Below are 15,445 nucleotides of genomic sequence, written 5' to 3'. Positions count from 1 at the left end.
GGTCATCCTCTTCCGTCCGGTCCTTGCGGGGTGACCCTGCCATCCTGCCGGTTCCGCGGCCGTCCGCGCGCCGTACCCTCTGCACTGTGCGTCAGTCGTCATCCCCGGCCGCCCCGGTGACCGCCGCTCCGGACTACTCGGAGCGCCTCGGCCTGCCCTGGTGGGCCTGGCCGATCGGCCTGGCCCTCGCCGGGCTGCTCGCCGCCGAGCTGTGGATGGGTGCGACAGGTGTCCGGGCCTGGTTGCCGTTCGTGCTGCTGATCCCGGCGGCGGCGGCCACGCTCTGGTGGCTGGGCCGGATCCGGGTCACGGTGCGGGCCGGGGAGCTGCGGGTCGACGACGCGCGCCTGCCGGTGCGGTACGTCGCGGACGCGGTGCCGCTGGACGCGGCCGGCCGGCGCGAGGTGCTCGGCGTCGGCGCCGACCCGCTCGCCTTCGTGGTGCAGCGGCCCTGGGTGGGCGGCGCCGTGCAGGTGGTGCTCGACGACCCCGACGACCCCACCCCGTTCTGGGTGGTCAGCTCCCGGCACCCCGTCGAGCTGGCCGCGGCCCTGATCGCCGCCCGCGACGCCGCCTGACCCGCCCGCGCCGTTCCCCGGTCAGGGCTGCGTGCCGGGCAGGGCGCGGGCCTGGTGGCGGAGGTCCTTGCGGAGCTGGTCGCCGAGGGTGCGGGTGGCCCGCCGGTTGAGGTAGCCGGCCACGGCGGCGCCGGTCAGGAACGGGCCCAGCGTGGTGAGGTTGCGGCCGAAGCGGCGCAGCAGGCTGTCGCGCAGCTCGCGGCGGGCGGCGGTGCCCAGCACCGCGCTGACCCCGACGCCCGGCATCATCGGGTTGACCCCGCGCTGGGTGGCCCAGGACTGCACCAGCGACACGGCCCGCTGGGCGCCGCCGGCCGGCAGCGGCAACCGGTGCACCTCGTGCAGCTCGCCGATCAGCTTCAGCTCGATCGCCACGACGGCGACGGTCTCGGCGGCGAGCAGCACCGGGGCGGAGAGCAGGGTCGGCGTGACCGCCCACTCGACCGCGGCGACGCCGCCGCCGGCCGCGCCGACGCCGGCGGTGGCCCGGGACGCGTTGCGGATCAGGCGGTCGGCGAGGGCCTCGTCGTCCAGGCCGGGGAAGTGCTTCCGGAGGGTGGCCAGGTCGCGGATCGGCACGCGCGGGGCGATCTCGGCGACGGTGTCCGCCATCCAGCGGACCGCGGCCTTCGGCTTGTACAGGTCGGTGATGCCGCGGGCGCGGGCCTGGCCGACCAGCCGGGTGAGCAGCTGCCGGCGGCGGGCCACGGGCAGGTCGTCGGCGGTCAGCGCGGCGACGGTCGCGCCGAGCTGGTCGGCGTCCGCGCCCGGCGGCGTGGACCCGGCGGCGGCGCCCGAGGGGGCCGCGTCGGTCGGCCGGTCGGCGCCGCTGTCGTCGGCGCCCGGCCCGTCGGCCCGCTCGCTGCGCTCGCTCACCCGTCCGCCCTCCTGCTCCGCGCGGCGTCACCCCCGCCGGTACGAGTCAAGCAGCTTCCGGCCACCGCCGCACGGCGGCTCGATAAGCGGCGGCCCCGTCGAGGAGGCCGCCGCCGGTGTCTCGGGTCGGGGTCAGACGCACTCGCGGCAGATCAGCTCGCCGTTGCGCTCGACCGCCAGCTGGCTGCGGTGGTGGACCAGGAAGCAGCGGGCGCACCGGAACTCGTCCTGCTGCATCGGTAGCACCTTGACCGTGAGCTCCTCGTCGGCCAGGTCGGCGCCGGGCAGCTCGAAGCTCTCGGCCACCTCGGCCTCGTCGACGTCCACGGCGCCCGACTGTGTGTCGACGCGCCGGGCCTTGAGCTCTTCCAGGCTGTCCTCGCCGAGGTCGACCTCGTCGCGACGCGGGGCGTCGTAGTCGGTGGCCATCGGTTTCACTCTCCCATATCGATATGGTCGCTTCCGGTTGTAACGCCGGACGACGCTGTTTCGGTTCCGCTGGCCGGCCACCAAAAGTGTCGGGCACCCGACCCGACCGTCGTTGGGCCGGGACCGCCAGGAAGGAACTCCCCCAGCGAGCGCGGAACCTTACCCCCCCTTTGGGCGAGGCATGTATACCGCCCTCGTGGCAGAGATGTACGCCCCGGCGCCCGAAGTTGTTCCCAATGTGACTCAGGCGACACGAAGATAGGGGTAGTAGTACCCGTTCCCCCGGTGGCGCGCCGGCATGTCGGACTGTTTCCACGCGACGGCCGGACAAGCGTTAACCTCAGCGGCGTACTCGACGGCCGGCGGGGCGGACCGACCGCCGGCGGTCGCCGCCACCCAATCACGCCCGGGGAGCGCCCAGAATGAGTTTTGCGCGAGTGCGGGCACTCGTTGTCGTCGGACTGCTGGCGGCCATCGCCCTGGTCTTCGTCGTCGTCGCGCTGGTCCGCGACACCCAGAGCAAGGCCGGCACCGCCGCGGACTGCCCCGAGGGCTGGCCGATCGCCGACGTCCGCCTGCGCGAGCAGAAGGACGTCAAAATCAACGTCTACAACGGCACCGACGAGGCCGGGCTGGCCGGCAGCGTCGCGGACGACTTCCGCAACCGCAAGTTCCAGGTCAAGAAGGAGGCCAACGCCCCCAAGGCCGTGGACGGCGTGGCGGTGCTGCGCTACGGCCCCAAGGGTGTCGGCTCCGCGCACCTGCTGCGGGCCTACTTCCTCAACGAGGCCAAGCTGGATCCCGACCTGAAGCGCAAGGACGACACGGTCGACGTGATCCTCGGCAACGGTTTCCAGCAGTTGGCCACCACCACCGAGGTCAACCAGTCCCTGGGCGACCTCGGCTCGCCGCAGGCGCCCACCGGCACCTGCCCGGGCCCGGTGAAGTAGCCGGCCGTTCGGTCGGCCCGCCAGCGCGAAAGAGTGGCCTCCCCCCGGCGGGGCGGCCACTCTTTCCGTACGTGCGGGTGGGACCGGTCACGGGCCGCCGGAGGCGTCCAGGGCGGCGAGCCGGGTGTGCAGCGGCTCGTGGAGCGCCGGCGGCGCGGCGAGCACCAGGTCCGGGCCGGGCGGCCGGCCCGACAGCCCGGTCACCAGCAGCCCGGCCTCCCGCGCGACCAGCCCGCCCGCGGCGAGGTCCCAGGCGGCCAGCCCCTTCTCGTAGTAGGCGTCCACCCGGCCCTCGGCGGCCAGGCACAGGTCGAGGGCGGCGGCGCCCATCCGGCGGATGTCCCGCACCTGCGGGATCAGCTCGGCGACCACCCGCGCCTGGTGCGCCCGGCGGCCGGCGTCGTAGCCGAACCCGGTCGCGATCAGCGCCTGCCCGAGGTCGGTCTCGCCGGAGCAGCTCAGCCGCTGCCCGTCCCGCCACGCGCCGCCGCCCGCGGTGGCGGTCCACTCCTCGCCGGTGGCCACGTTGCGCACCACCCCGGCGACGACCTCGCCGGCCACCTCCGCGGCCAGGGAGACCGCGCAGTACGGCAGCCCGTAGAGGTAGTTGACGGTCCCGTCGATCGGGTCGACGATCCAGCGCACCCCGTCCTCGGCGGCCGGGCCGGTCTCGCCCGCGCCGTACTCCTCGCCCAGCACGGCGTCGCCGGGGCGCCGCGCCCGCAGCGCCTCCAGCACCTGCCGCTCCACCGCCCGGTCGGCGGCGGTGACCACGTCGGTGACCGTGCTCTTGGTCGCGGCGACGGAGACCCCCTCGGCCCGCATCCGGTGCGCGGTGGCCGCGGCGTCCCGCGCCACCTCGACGGCGATCGTGAGCAGTTCCTGCGGCGTGGGTGCCGAGGCGATCATGTTCGTCCCCTTCCGGCACGACGCGGACCTGCCGCTTCGTGCGCGGGTATCATCCTTACAAAGTCCACAACTGCGCCTGATCGGTGGTCCGTACGGCCGGTCCGCCGTGCGGCGCAGGATGATCGCGGCAGACGGCGTTACAATTCACCCTGCCCACGCGCCACGGACCGCCACCGACCGGCCGGCCCGGGACACGGGGGTCCCTCAACGACATCGCCCGACACCGCGTTCCTTGCGTGCCGGACGACCCGGCCGTGCTCGCTCTTCGCCTCCGGAAGGTCATTCGTGACAGAACCCCGCCAGCCCGGCGCCGACGTTCGCTCGCTCACCGACACCCTGATCGCCCACGCGCAGAGCGCCGGCGGCCAGCTCACGTCGGCCCAGCTCGCGCGCACCGTCGAGTCCGCTGAGGTGACCCCGGCTCAGGCCAAGAAGATCCTCCGTGCGCTCTCCGAGGCGGGCGTGACGGTGGTCGTGGACGGCTCCGCGAGCACCCGCCGCCGGGTGGCCGCCGCCCGGTCCGCCACCCCGGCCTCCCGGGCCACCACCGCCAAGACCACCAAGAAGGCCGCCGCGCCCGCCCCGAAGCAGGCCTCGGCCGCCGAGGAGTCCCCGGCCCCGGCCCCGCGGAAGGCGACGGCCCGCAAGGCCGCCGGCGCCACCGCCACCGGCACCACCGCCGAGGTGGCCGCCAAGGCCGCCGCCCCGGCGAAGGCCACCAAGAGCACCCGCGCCACCAAGGCCACCGTGGCCGCCAAGAGCGCGGCGGCGAAGCCGGCCAAGGACGGCGCGAAGGCCGAGGGCGCCGAGGGCGAGATCTCGCCGGAGGAACTGGCCGCCGAGATCGAGGACGTGGTGGTCGAGGAGCCGGCCGAGCTGGCCCAGGCCGCCGAGGCCGACGCGGCCAGCTCCGCCACCGACAACGACTTCGAGTGGGACGACGAGGAGTCCGAGGCGCTGAAGCAGGCGCGCCGGGACGCCGAGCTGACCGCCTCCGCCGACTCCGTGCGGGCGTACCTGAAGCAGATCGGCAAGGTGCCGCTGCTCAACGCCGAGCAGGAGGTCGAGCTCGCCAAGCGGATCGAGGCCGGCCTCTACGCCGCCGAGCGGCTGCGCGCCGCCGACGAGGGCGAGGAGAAGCTCACCCGCGACATGCAGCGCGACCTGATGTGGATCTCCCGGGACGGCGAGCGGGCCAAGAACCACCTGCTGGAGGCCAACCTCCGGCTGGTCGTCTCGCTGGCCAAGCGCTACACCGGTCGCGGCATGGCGTTCCTGGATCTCATCCAGGAGGGCAACCTCGGCCTGATCCGCGCGGTCGAGAAGTTCGACTACACCAAGGGCTACAAGTTCTCCACCTACGCCACCTGGTGGATCCGCCAGGCCATCACGCGCGCCATGGCCGACCAGGCCCGCACCATCCGCATCCCGGTGCACATGGTCGAGGTGATCAACAAGCTGGGTCGGATCCAGCGCGAGCTGCTCCAGGACCTGGGCCGCGAGCCCACCCCGGAGGAGCTGGCGAAGGAGATGGACATCACACCGGAGAAGGTGCTGGAGATCCAGCAGTACGCCCGGGAGCCCATCTCGCTCGACCAGACCATCGGTGACGAGGGTGACAGCCAGCTCGGCGACTTCATCGAGGACTCCGAGGCGGTCGTCGCGGTCGACGCGGTGTCGTTCTCGCTGCTGCAGGACCAGCTCCAGCAGGTCCTCCAGACGCTGTCCGAGCGCGAGGCGGGCGTGGTACGCCTGCGCTTCGGCCTCACCGACGGCCAGCCGCGCACCCTGGACGAGATCGGCCAGGTGTACGGCGTGACCCGGGAGCGCATCCGGCAGATCGAATCCAAGACCATGTCCAAGTTGCGGCACCCCTCGCGTTCCCAGGTGCTCCGCGACTACCTGGACTGACCGGCACGCGTCAACCAGACGTGTCGGTTTGATCACCAGCCGTAGAACACTCTCCGGTGACCTGACGGTTGCCCGTTTGTGATCGTTGACGTGGCACCCTTGGTGCACGGCACACTGTCTCCCACGCCAGGTGTGACCTCCGTCCCCGACGGGCACACAGGGAAGGCAGGGCCCGAGAAGGGTGTTGCACGATAGGTGAGCAACCGAAGAGAGTGTTCATCGGTGACGACCAGAGGAGGAAGGCGATGACCCCGACCCTCACGCCGCCGCCCGAGACGGTGAGCCCCCCGGCCGCCGATGAACGGTGCGACCGCTGCAATGCTGCCGGCAAGCTCCGGATCACTCTGGCGGGTGGGAGCGAGCTGGTGTTCTGTGGGCACCACGCGAACAAGTACGCGGAGGATCTCGTGAAGATCACCGTGCGCTACGCGTCGGACCCCGAGTTCAGCTGGCGTGGCGCCGATCTGATGGCGAACTGAGTACGAGGTATCCGCACGACATAAAGCCGGCCGGAGGTCCCCAGGGACCTCCGGCCGGCTTTTTGCGTACCCCCGTCCCCACCCACCCCACCCGGACCTCGTGATCATGAGGTTTGCGGCAGTTCCGGCGATCAACTTCGCCGCCAACCTCATGATCACCCGGACGGGGTGAGGGGTGAGGGAGCAGGGGGGCAGGCTAGTCAGAGGGTTTGGACTGTGGCTATGCGCTCTTCCAGTTGCTCGATCGTCGCCTGGGCGCTGGGTGGGCCGCCACAGAGGCGGCGGAGTTCGGCGTGGATCTTGCCGTGCGGCTGGCCGGTGCGGTGGTGGCGGGCGGCCACCAGGGCGTTCAGCTGCCGCCGGAGGGCCACCCGACGCTGGGCGGCACTCATGGGAGGCGGAGCCGCCGACGGGGCCGCAGCGGCCGGCTCAGCGGCCCGCTGGGTGGCCCGGCGGCGCTGCGCGGCGAGCTGCTCGGCCTGCCGCTTGGTGAGCAGCATCGAGACCTGGTCGGCGGTGAGCAGACCGGGCAGGCCGAGGTATTCCTCCTCCTCCGGCGTGCCCGCCTGGGCGGCCGTGCCGAACGAGGCGCCGTCGAAGATCACCTGGTCCAGCTCGGCGGTCGCGGACAGCGCGGCGAACCGCTTCTCCAGCTCGCCGCTGGCCTGGTCGTCCCGCTGGGCACGCTCCAGCAGGTCGTCGTCGAGGCCGTCGGAGTCCTTCGGCTTGCCCAGCACGTGGTCCCGCTCGGCCTCCATCTCGCTGGCCAGACCGAGCAGGTGCGGCACGCTGGGCAGGAAGACCGAGGCGGTCTCGCCGGGGCGGCGGGCCCGGACGAACCGGCCGATCGCCTGCGCGAAGTACAGCGGGGTGCTGGCGCTGGTCGCGTAGACGCCGACGGCCAGCCGGGGAATGTCGACGCCCTCGGACACCATCCGCACCGCGACCAGCCAACGCTGTTCGGAGGCCGCGAACGTCGCGATCCGCGCGGAGGCGCCCTGGTCGTCGGAGAGCACCACGGCGGCCTTCTCACCGGTCACCTGCTCCAGCAGCTTGGCGTACGAGCGGGCCACCTGCTGGTCGCTGGCGATCACCAGACCGCCGGCGTCGGGCATCCCGTTGGTGCGCAGCACGGTCAGCCGGGCGTCGGCGGCGCGCAGCACCTGCGGCATCCAGTCGCCGGCCGGGTCCAGCGCGGTCCGCCAGGCCTGCGCGACGAGGTCCTGGGTCATCGGCTCGCCCAGCCGGGCGGCCAGCTCCTCGCCGGCGTTGGTGCGCCACCGGGTCTCCCCGGAGTACGCCAGGAAGAGCACCGGCCGGACCACGCCCTCGCGCAGCGCGTCGGAGTAGCCGTAGACCGAGTCGGCGCGGGAGCGGAGCAGTCCGTCCCCGCCCCGCTCGTAGCTGACGAACGGGATGGGGTTGTCGTCGGAGCGGAACGGCGTGCCGGTGAGCATGAGCCGGCGTACGGCGGGCTCGAAGGCCGCCTTGACGCCGTCGCCCCAGGTCCGCGAGTCACCGGCGTGGTGGATCTCGTCGAGGATCACCAGGGTGCGCCGGGTCATGGTGCGCCGCCGGTGCACCTGCGGGGCCATGCCCACCTGGGCGTACGTGACGACAGCGCCGTGGAAGTCCGCCGCGGAGTGCAGGTCGGCGTTGCGGAAGGCGGCGTCGAGCTGGATGCCGACCCGGGCGGCGGACTCCGCCCACTGGGTCTTCAGGTGCTCGGTCGGCGCCACCACGGTGACCGCCTCGACGGTGCCGTCGTTCAGCAGCTCGGCGGCGATCCGCAGGGCGAAGGTGGTCTTGCCGGCGCCGGGCGTGGCAACCGCCGTGAAGTCGTCGGTGCGGCGGCGCAGGTACTCCACCATCGCCTTGCGTTGCCAGGCACGCAGGGGCGGGAATGTGTCGAGCGCCGGCAACCGCGGTGCCACGCGTAGCTCCTCTCCGACCGCACGACGGCGGACCCCGGCCGAGGGCCACGGGTGCGGCCGCCCATGAAAAGGCCCTCGCGCATCGGGTGCCGCGAAGGCCGACTCAGCATAACCAGCGGGGGCCGTCCGCCCCACTCGACGCCACGCTGGTCACATCCGCCCACCCCGGGGCGCGGGGCTCAGACCTGTGGTCCCCGGGCGCCGGTGCGCGGCGGCCGCGGCGCCGGCACCGGGGCGGACCAGCGCCGCCGCAGCGACACCAGGCGCAGCGCGAAGACGAAGACGGCCGCGGCGGTCAGCGGCGCCGCGGTCGCCGCGCCGTACGTCGACAGCAGCGCCACCGCGATCGACCCGGCCAGCGCGGCCACGGCGTAGATCTCCCGGCGCAGCACCACGGGGATCTCACCGGTGAGCAGGTCTCGGCCCAGCCCGCCGCCGATGGCCGTGAGCATGCCGATCATGCAGGCGCCGACGGCCGGCACGTGGGCCTCGAGGGCCTTGAGCGTGCCGGTGACGGTGAACAGTGCCAGACCGGCCGCGTCGAGCACCAGCACGGTGGTGCGCAGCCGGGCGAACTGGGGGTGCAGCCAGAAGATGGCGGCGGCGGTGACCGCCGCGGTGACCGCGTACCGCCAGTCGGCGAAGGCCAGCGGCGGCACCTCGTCGATGACCAGGTCGCGGAAGATCCCGCCGCCGAGGGCGGCGACGACGCCGACGAAGACCACCCCGAAGAGGTCGAGCCGTTTGGCCACCGCCGCGGAGGCGCCGGAGGCCGCGAAGACCGCCACGCCGGTGAGGTCGGCGAGAAGGAGCGGGGTGGAGGTGGTCACCGCCGCAGGTTACGCGGGCGGCCGGGAGGGCCGCCCGGGATCACTCGGCGTACGAGTCGTAGATCTCCTTGCACTTCGGGCAGACCGGGGAACCGGGCTTGGCGGCCTTGGTCACCGGGAAGGTCTCGCCGCAGAGCGCGACCACGTAGGTGCCCATGACGGCACTCTCCGCGATCTTCTCCTTGCGGACGTAGTGGAACATCTCCGGGCCGGTGTCGGCGTCCTTCAGCTCGGGACGCTCGAGAACCTCTGTACTCACGACTACACCTCCAACGGTCCAGTTTTGCAGGTCGATCCCGCCCGGTCCACCTGGGCCCGCGCCGGAGGCGGCCCGTACCGTAGCCGAAGTGACCAACTTTCACATCAGTCTCGGCACCGAGGTGGCCGACGCCCTGCGCGACGGGCGTCCGGTCGTCGCCCTGGAGAGCACCATCGTCTCCCACGGCCTGCCCCGACCGGACAATCTTCGCGTCGCGCGTCAGATCGAGCAGGCGGTCCGGGATGCGGGAGCCGTTCCGGCCACCATCGGCATGGTCGCCGGTGAGCTGATCGTGGGGCTGGACGACGCCCAGCTCACCCGACTCGCCACGGTCGACGGGGTGAGCAAGCTCTCGGTGCGCGACCTGGCCGTGGCGGCGGCCACCGGCGCGGACGGCGCCACCACCGTGGCGGCGACCAGCGCGGTGGCCGCGGCGGCCGGGATCGGGGTCTTCGCCACCGGCGGCCTGGGCGGGGTGCACCGGGAGGCGGCGCAGACCTTCGACGAGTCCGCCGACCTGGTCACCCTGGCCCGGACCCCGATCGCGGTGGTCTGCGCCGGCGTGAAGTCGATCCTCGACGTGGGCGCCACCTTGGAGCGGCTGGAGACCCTCGGGGTCAGCGTCGTCGGCTACCGCACCCGCCGCTTCCCCGGCTTCTACCTCACCGACGCCGGCTTCGACCTGGACTGGTCGGTGGAGTCGCCGGAGCAGGCGGCCGACGTGCTGGCCGCGCGCCGGGAACAGGGCGTGCACTCCGGTGGGCTGATCGTGGCGAACCCGCTGCCGGTGGACGAGCAGCTCGACCCGGCGCTGCACGACCGCACCCTGGCCACGGGGCTGGCCATGCTGGCCCGCGACGGGGTGACCGGCAAGGCGGTGACCCCGTTCCTGCTGGCCCACTTCCACTCCGCCACCGAGGGCGCCAGCCTTGCGGTGAACGTGCGGATCATCCTGCGCAACGCCGACCTGGCGGCACGGATCGCGGTCGCCGCGGCGGCCCGCCGCACCGCCGCCCCGGCATGAGCCCCGCCCCCCGCATCGTCGTCGTCGGCGACGTCATCACCGACGTGCTCGCGGTGCTCTCCGGCCCCCTCGCCACCGGCTCGGACACCGCCGCCGGAATCCGGTTCAGCGGCGGCGGCCAGGCGGCCAACACCGCGGCCTGGCTCGCCGGCCAGGGGGCGGCCGTCACGCTGGTCGCCGCGGTCGGCGACGACGAGACGGGCCGCGAGCGGGTCGCCGAACTGGAGCGGGTCGGGGTGACCTGTGCCGCGGAGCGGCACGAGGGCTACCCCACCGGCACGGTGATTGTGCTCACCCACGACGGGGAGCGGACCATGGTCAGCCAGCGGGGGGCGAACCTGCGGCTGACCACGGAGCACGTCGAACGGAGCATCGCGGCGGCGCCCGACGCCGGCCACCTGCACCTGTCCGCGTACACGCTGCTGGACGTCGGGTCGCGCGGCGCGGGCCTGCGGGCGCTGGCCGCCGCCCGCGAGCGCGGGCTCACCACCAGCGTCGACGCCGCCTCCGCGGCCCCGCTGCGGCGGGTCGGCACGGCCTTCCTGACCTGGGTACGCGACGTCGACCTGCTGCTGGTCAACACGGACGAGGCGACGGTGCTGGCCGGCGGGCTGGACCCGGCGGCGCAGGCCCGGGCGCTGACCTCGGTGGCCCACCGGGTGGTGGTGAAGCGGGGCGCGGCCGGCGCGGTCTGGGTGGACCGGACCGGGCTGGTCGAGACGGCCCCGGCGCCCGGGGTGGCCGTGGTGGACGTGACAGGTGCGGGCGACGCCTTCGCCGCCGGCCTGCTCACCGCGTGGCTGGCCGGCGCGGACCCGCGCGCGGCGCTGGCCCGGGCCGGCGATCTCGGCGCGCTGGCGGTCACCACCGTCGGCGCGCGGCCCCAGCCCTGACGGCGGACCGGTCCGGGCGGCTGCCGCCCGGGCCGGTCAGGGCTCGGCGTCGATGACCTTGTGCGGGAGTTCCTCGGCGGGAAGCGCCATGGGCGGGGTCTCGTCCCGGTGGCGGGGCTGGAACTTGCCGGCCAGCCGGTGCTGCTCCTTGGGCGGACGATCGTTGGCCAGCAGCACGGCCAGCCAGGGGATGAGGACCATCCCGAGGGCGCAGAGCGGCAGCCACAGCCAGAGCAGTGGTGCCTGGACGCCGACCAGAACCGCACCGAGCACCAGGCACGCGACCCGGATTCCCATCATCAGCACGTAGCGCTTCTGCCGGCTGGTGAGCTGGTCGTCCTGGCTGCGCGAGGCGTCGGTGATCAGGATCGGCTGGTACGCCTGACGCTTCACCACGGACCTCCTCGAGGGATTACGACCCATCCTGTCACCCTCGACGGGTGATCGGCGAAAATCGTGACAAGGGCGGCGCGTGTTACGTTCGTGGTACGCTCCGTCGGTGGGCAACCGGTTCAGCTTCACCGACGAGGCGTTGGCCAACCTGCGGGTCTACGACGTCACGCCCGGGGAAGTCTGGGAGGCCCTGCACAGCAGCCGGCGGGTCATCCGGCACCTCGGGGACGACGTCATGGTGGTCTACGCGAGCGACCACCGGGGCCGACGCCTCGCGGTGCTGCTGGCCGAGGCCGACGGCAGCGACAACGACTGGGACATCCTCTCCGCCCGCGAGCTGAGCGACGTCGAGGCCAAGCGCTACGACGACGCGGTGCGGAGGTCACGCCGACGAGGAGGCGGTCACGATGCACCGTAACGAGGCGACCAAGCGGTTCCACGACGCCGGCGACGCGCTCGCCGACCTGATCGACGAGACCCAGCCCGCGGAGCTGCCCACCCCCGACACCGACGTGCCGATGGTCAGCCGCTCGGTGCGCCTGCCGCTGGAGACGTACGACCGGGTCCGGGCGGCCGCCGAGGCGCGCGGCATCGGGGTGACCACGCTCATGCGGCAGTGGATCGAGGCCGGCCTGGCCGACCTCGACGAGTCCGCCACGGTCTCCCTGGCCGACGTGCGCCGGGCCCTGGCCGCGCTGTCCCGCCCCACCGCCGCCTGAGGGTCAGGCCCCCGGGCCGCTGCTCTCCGGTCCCGTCCGGCCGAACGGGGAGGCCGACATCTCCGGGGGGCGCCCCCGGCTGCGCCGCGCGTCCAGCAGCGCCACCACGGCCAGGACGGCGGCCACCAGGGCCAGGGCCAGCACGGCGGGACCGCGCGCCAGCAGCGGCACGAGCAGGAGCAGCACGCCCGCGCCGAGGATCCGGGTCAGCGAGACCCGGCCGAAGATCTCGTACTCGAAGCGGGCCCGCGCGGCCAGGAAGAGCAGCGGCCCGCCCACCACGAACAGCAGCAGCGCCTCGTCGGACCGGTGGAACGGCTCGGCGATGACCACCTCGTAGCCGACCGCCGCGGTGAGCACGCCCAGCACGATGATGAGGTGGGTGATCGTGGCCGACGTGCCCAGCCGGCCCGGCACGGGCGCCAGCCGCAGCGCCTCGGCCAGCAGGTGCCCGGCCCGGTGGAAGTAGATCCGCCAGAGCAGCGCGGTGGTCACGAAGGCGACCACGAAGGCTCCCGCGCCCTCGCCGGAGAACTTCTCGCCGCTGTAGGTCACCCCGATGACCAGGATCGACTCGCCCAGCGCGATGAGGAAGATCTGCTGGTAGCGCTCGGCCAGGTGCTCGCCGGCGATCCGCCACCCGCCGGTCGGCGCGGACCCGATCCGGGGCAGCGGCCAGCCGGTGAAGAGGGCCGCGTAGTCCACGGTCAGCGCGAGGGCCCAGAGCGGCAGGCGCACGTCCTCGGGGGCGAGCGCCCCGGCGAGCCACAGCGGCGCGGTCAACCCCGCCCAGGCGGCCAGCCGGAGCGGGACCAGCCGCCGTGGATGGCCGTGCAGCGCGGCGGCGACGACCAGCGGCCGGCCGAGCATCACCGCCAGGTACGCGAGGGCGAACGGCAGCGCCCGCTCCTCCAGGGCCCGCGGCAGCGCCACACCCATGACCAGGCTGGCGAACATCGTGCCGACCACGACGGCCTGGATGACCGTCCGCTCCGGCTCGTAGCGGCTGGTCACCCAGACGGTGATCGTCCAGATCAGCCACAACACCAGGAAGAGCAGCACGGTACGGCCGACCGCGGCGGCCAGCGTCCACCCGGTGGCGGGCAGGCTGTTGATCAGCCGCTGGGAGACCCGGGTCAGCGCGAAGACGAAGACCAGGTCGAAGAAGAGTTCCAGGAAGGTGGCACGCGCGGCGCTTCCCGGCGGGCGCAGCAGCGCGGCACCGCGTTCCGCCACCGCGCCACCCCCGTCCGCCGCCCTGGCTCCCAACGACCGGGCCGCCGTACCGGTTGCGTGTCGGGGGGCCGGCGGCTCACATCGGCGAGGCGGGGCGTTCCGGCGGGCGGCCCCGGGCCCGCAGCGCGTCGGCCACGGCCATCCCGGTCAGCACCGCCGTGACGGCGACGGCCATGCCGATCAGCGGCAGCCGGCTCAGCAGCGGCACGCCGAGGACCAGGAGCAGCAGGCCGATCAGGCGGGAGCGGGAGACCCGGCCGAACACCTCGTACTCGAAGCGGGAGCGGCCGACCACGAAGAGCGCCGGACCCCCGACGATGGCCGCCACCCGGACCACGTCGGCGTGCCCCCCGGGCTCGGAGATGGCCACCTCGTAACCGACCGCCGTGGTGACGATGCCGGCGATCATCGTGAGGTGCGTCCAGGTGGCCGACTGGCCGAGCCGGGCCGGCTGCCGGGCCTGGGCCACCGCCTCGGCCAGCACCGAGCCCGCCCGGTGGAAGTAGATCCGCCAGAGCAGCACGGTGGTGGCGAAGGCGTCCACGAGGGCGATCCAGCGCAGCAGCGTGAAGTCGCTGCCGCTGAACCCGACGCCCGCCACGAAGATCATTTCGCCGAGCGCGATGATGGTGAACTGCTGGTACCGCTCGGCCAGGTGCTCGCCGGTCACCGTCCACGCCGTGGCCGCCGCCCGGCCCATCCGGGGCAGCGGCCATCCGATGACCACGCCCCCGTAGTCGATCACCAGGGCCACCGCCCAGCAGAGCAGCCGCGCGTCGTCCCCGACCAGGCCACCGCCCAGCCAGAACACGGCCGAGACGCCCGACCAGACCAGGATCCGGCCGGACAGGTGACGCTGGACGTGCCGGCGCAGCGCCACGGTGAGGTAGACCGAGCGGCCGAGTTGGATGGCGACGTACCCGGCGGCGAAGCTGAGCCCGTGCGGGCCGTACGCGGCCGGCACCGACACGGCCATCACCAGGCTGCCGAACATGGACCCGACCATCACCGCCTGGATGGGCGGCCGCTCCGGGTCGTAGTGGCTGGTGGCCCAGGCGGTCAGCGACCAGACCATCCAGAGCGCGAGCAGCAGCACCAGGGTCTGCGTCAGCTCCAGCGGGAGGCGACCCCCGCCCGTCGTCACGTCGTCGATGAGGCGCTGCGAGACCCGGGTGAAGGCGAAGACGAAGACGACGTCGAGGAAGAGCTCCAGGAAGGTCGCGCGGTGACTGCCCCCGCCCCCGCGCAGGAGTTCCGCTCCCCGCTCGTCCGCCATCACCCGCCCGTCGTCACCGCCTTGACGATCATGACAACGAGCCAGCGCGGGCGCGGGTTGCGTCAGGCCTTGGCGGCCTTCGCCTCCGCCTTCATCCGCTGCTTGAACTCCCGGACCCGGCGCAGCGACTCGGGGTCGGTCACGTCGGCCACCGACCGGTACGCGTCCGCGTCGCCGTAGCCGCCGGCCGCCTCGCGCCAGCCGTTCGGGGTGATCCCGAACCGCTTGCCGAGCAGGGCCACGAAGATCTGCGCCTTCTGCTTGCCGAAGCCGGGCAGCTCGCCGACCCGGCGCAGCAGGTCCCTGCCGTCGGCCGCCTCCGACCAGAGCCGGGCCGGGTCCCCGTCGTAGCGCTCGACCAGGGCCCGGCAGACCTCCTGCACCCGGGCCGCCATGGCCTTGGGGAACCGGTGCAGGGCCGGCGGCGTGGCGAACAGCTCGACCAGGGCTTCCGGGGAGTATCCGGCCAGCTCCCGGGCGTCCGGCTCGTGGCCGAGCCGCTGCGCCAGCACGTACGGGGAGGAGAACGCCTTCTCCATCGGCACCTGCTGGTCCAGCACCATGCCGAGGAGCAGGGCCAGCGGGCTGCGCGCCAGCAGCTCGTTGGCCTGCGGGTCGATGGGCAGCGAGAGCGTCATGCCCCCCATCCTGCCCCGCCGGCCGCCGCCCGCCGCGCCGACTCCCCGCGGCACGCGCGGCACGGCCCGATGGACAGGGGTGGGGTCCACCGGGCCGTGTGGCCGCGCGAC

General features: G+C 73.6%; 18 protein-coding genes. 8 read left to right on the top strand and 10 right to left on the bottom strand.

Features of this window, described 5'->3' with window-relative positions; genetic code table 11:
- The first annotated feature begins 86 nt into the window (after positions 1–86).
- A complete protein-coding gene (locus ACZ6PY_RS23535; protein ID WP_466075022.1) occupies positions 87–578 on the top strand; it encodes a DUF3093 domain-containing protein in 492 nt (163 codons plus the stop codon).
- A gap of 21 nt (positions 579–599) precedes the next feature.
- On the opposite strand, the gene ACZ6PY_RS23530 is transcribed toward ACZ6PY_RS23535, so the two are convergent.
- Positions 600–1,454 (bottom strand): hypothetical protein, encoded by an 855-nt coding sequence (locus ACZ6PY_RS23530; protein ID WP_466075021.1) that lies wholly within the window; start codon positions 1,452–1,454, stop codon positions 600–602.
- Between the two features lie 132 nt (positions 1,455–1,586).
- Positions 1,587–1,883 (bottom strand): DUF4193 domain-containing protein, encoded by a 297-nt coding sequence (locus ACZ6PY_RS23525; protein WP_091269374.1) that lies wholly within the window; start codon positions 1,881–1,883, stop codon positions 1,587–1,589.
- Positions 1,884–2,320: 437 nt separating this feature from the next.
- On the opposite strand from ACZ6PY_RS23525, the gene ACZ6PY_RS23520 reads away from it, so the two are divergent.
- Positions 2,321–2,833, top strand: coding sequence for a LytR C-terminal domain-containing protein (locus ACZ6PY_RS23520; RefSeq protein ID WP_262284590.1), 513 nt, complete (start codon positions 2,321–2,323; stop codon positions 2,831–2,833).
- 87 nt (positions 2,834–2,920) lie between these two features.
- Here ACZ6PY_RS23520 and ACZ6PY_RS23515 read toward each other — a convergent pair whose 3' ends face one another.
- Positions 2,921–3,742, bottom strand: a complete 822-nt coding sequence (locus tag ACZ6PY_RS23515) for an inositol monophosphatase family protein (RefSeq protein WP_466075020.1) — start codon at positions 3,740–3,742, stop codon at positions 2,921–2,923.
- 285 nt (positions 3,743–4,027) lie between these two features.
- Here ACZ6PY_RS23515 and ACZ6PY_RS23510 point away from each other — a divergent pair, with 285 nt between their 5' ends.
- On the top strand, positions 4,028–5,653 hold the full coding sequence (locus tag ACZ6PY_RS23510) for an RNA polymerase sigma factor (RefSeq protein ID WP_466075019.1): 1,626 nt from the start codon (positions 4,028–4,030) through the stop codon (positions 5,651–5,653).
- Positions 5,654–5,898: 245 nt separating this feature from the next.
- A complete protein-coding gene (locus ACZ6PY_RS23505; RefSeq protein WP_013284786.1) occupies positions 5,899–6,132 on the top strand; it encodes a DUF7455 domain-containing protein in 234 nt (77 codons plus the stop codon).
- A 200-nt stretch (positions 6,133–6,332) separates the two neighbouring features.
- On the opposite strand, the gene ACZ6PY_RS23500 is transcribed toward ACZ6PY_RS23505, so the two are convergent.
- The 3 genes from ACZ6PY_RS23500 to ACZ6PY_RS23490 all read right to left on the bottom strand — a co-directional run bounded on the left by ACZ6PY_RS23500 (position 6,333) and on the right by ACZ6PY_RS23490 (position 9,155).
- Positions 6,333–8,066 carry a DEAD/DEAH box helicase gene (locus ACZ6PY_RS23500; RefSeq protein ID WP_466075018.1) on the bottom strand — a complete coding sequence of 578 codons (1,734 nt, stop codon included), beginning with the start codon at positions 8,064–8,066 and terminating at the stop codon, positions 6,333–6,335.
- Between the two features lie 179 nt (positions 8,067–8,245).
- The gene (locus tag ACZ6PY_RS23495) at positions 8,246–8,896 is read right to left on the bottom strand and encodes a trimeric intracellular cation channel family protein (RefSeq protein WP_466075017.1); all 651 of its coding nucleotides are present in this window, start codon (positions 8,894–8,896) and stop codon (positions 8,246–8,248) included.
- 40 nt (positions 8,897–8,936) lie between these two features.
- On the bottom strand, positions 8,937–9,155 hold the full coding sequence (locus ACZ6PY_RS23490) for a DUF3039 domain-containing protein (RefSeq protein ID WP_013284783.1): 219 nt from the start codon (positions 9,153–9,155) through the stop codon (positions 8,937–8,939).
- An 88-nt stretch (positions 9,156–9,243) separates the two neighbouring features.
- Between ACZ6PY_RS23490 and ACZ6PY_RS23485 the strand changes: the two genes are divergently transcribed.
- Both ACZ6PY_RS23485 and ACZ6PY_RS23480 read left to right on the top strand, forming a co-directional pair.
- A complete protein-coding gene (locus ACZ6PY_RS23485) occupies positions 9,244–10,179 on the top strand; it encodes a pseudouridine-5'-phosphate glycosidase (RefSeq protein ID WP_466075016.1) in 936 nt (311 codons plus the stop codon).
- A complete protein-coding gene (locus ACZ6PY_RS23480; protein ID WP_466075015.1) occupies positions 10,176–11,072 on the top strand; it encodes a carbohydrate kinase family protein in 897 nt (298 codons plus the stop codon). The genes ACZ6PY_RS23485 and ACZ6PY_RS23480 overlap by 4 nt, the downstream gene beginning before the upstream one ends.
- 36 nt (positions 11,073–11,108) lie before the next feature.
- Here ACZ6PY_RS23480 and ACZ6PY_RS23475 read toward each other — a convergent pair whose 3' ends face one another.
- Positions 11,109–11,465: a DUF3099 domain-containing protein gene (locus ACZ6PY_RS23475; RefSeq protein WP_466075014.1), complete on the bottom strand. Its 357-nt coding sequence runs from the start codon at positions 11,463–11,465 to the stop codon at positions 11,109–11,111.
- A 106-nt stretch (positions 11,466–11,571) separates the two neighbouring features.
- On the opposite strand from ACZ6PY_RS23475, the gene ACZ6PY_RS23470 reads away from it, so the two are divergent.
- Together ACZ6PY_RS23470 and ACZ6PY_RS23465 are read left to right on the top strand one after the other, a co-directional pair.
- Positions 11,572–11,883, top strand: a complete 312-nt coding sequence (locus tag ACZ6PY_RS23470) for a hypothetical protein (RefSeq protein WP_466075013.1) — start codon at positions 11,572–11,574, stop codon at positions 11,881–11,883.
- Complete coding sequence (locus ACZ6PY_RS23465; RefSeq protein ID WP_262284514.1) at positions 11,873–12,184, top strand: BrnA antitoxin family protein; 312 nt, start codon at positions 11,873–11,875, stop codon at positions 12,182–12,184. Before ACZ6PY_RS23470 ends, ACZ6PY_RS23465 begins: the two co-directional genes overlap by 11 nt.
- A 3-nt stretch (positions 12,185–12,187) precedes the next feature.
- Here the strand turns inward: ACZ6PY_RS23465 and ACZ6PY_RS23460 are convergent, their stop codons facing one another.
- The 3 genes from ACZ6PY_RS23460 to ACZ6PY_RS23450 form a co-directional block, all read right to left on the bottom strand.
- Entirely contained in the window at positions 12,188–13,420 is a 1,233-nt protein-coding gene (locus tag ACZ6PY_RS23460) for a low temperature requirement protein A (RefSeq protein ID WP_466075012.1), read from the bottom strand.
- Between the two features lie 76 nt (positions 13,421–13,496).
- Positions 13,497–14,696, bottom strand: a complete 1,200-nt coding sequence (locus tag ACZ6PY_RS23455; protein WP_466075011.1) for a low temperature requirement protein A — start codon at positions 14,694–14,696, stop codon at positions 13,497–13,499.
- 62 nt (positions 14,697–14,758) lie between these two features.
- Positions 14,759–15,343: an HhH-GPD-type base excision DNA repair protein gene (locus ACZ6PY_RS23450; protein ID WP_466075010.1), complete on the bottom strand. Its 585-nt coding sequence runs from the start codon at positions 15,341–15,343 to the stop codon at positions 14,759–14,761.
- Positions 15,344–15,445 lie beyond the last annotated feature (102 nt).

The sequence above is a fragment of the Micromonospora sp. NPDC048907 genome (assembly GCF_055586885.1).
Note: the sequence above shows the minus strand (reverse complement) of the source record. Positions and strands in the feature narration are given on the sequence as shown.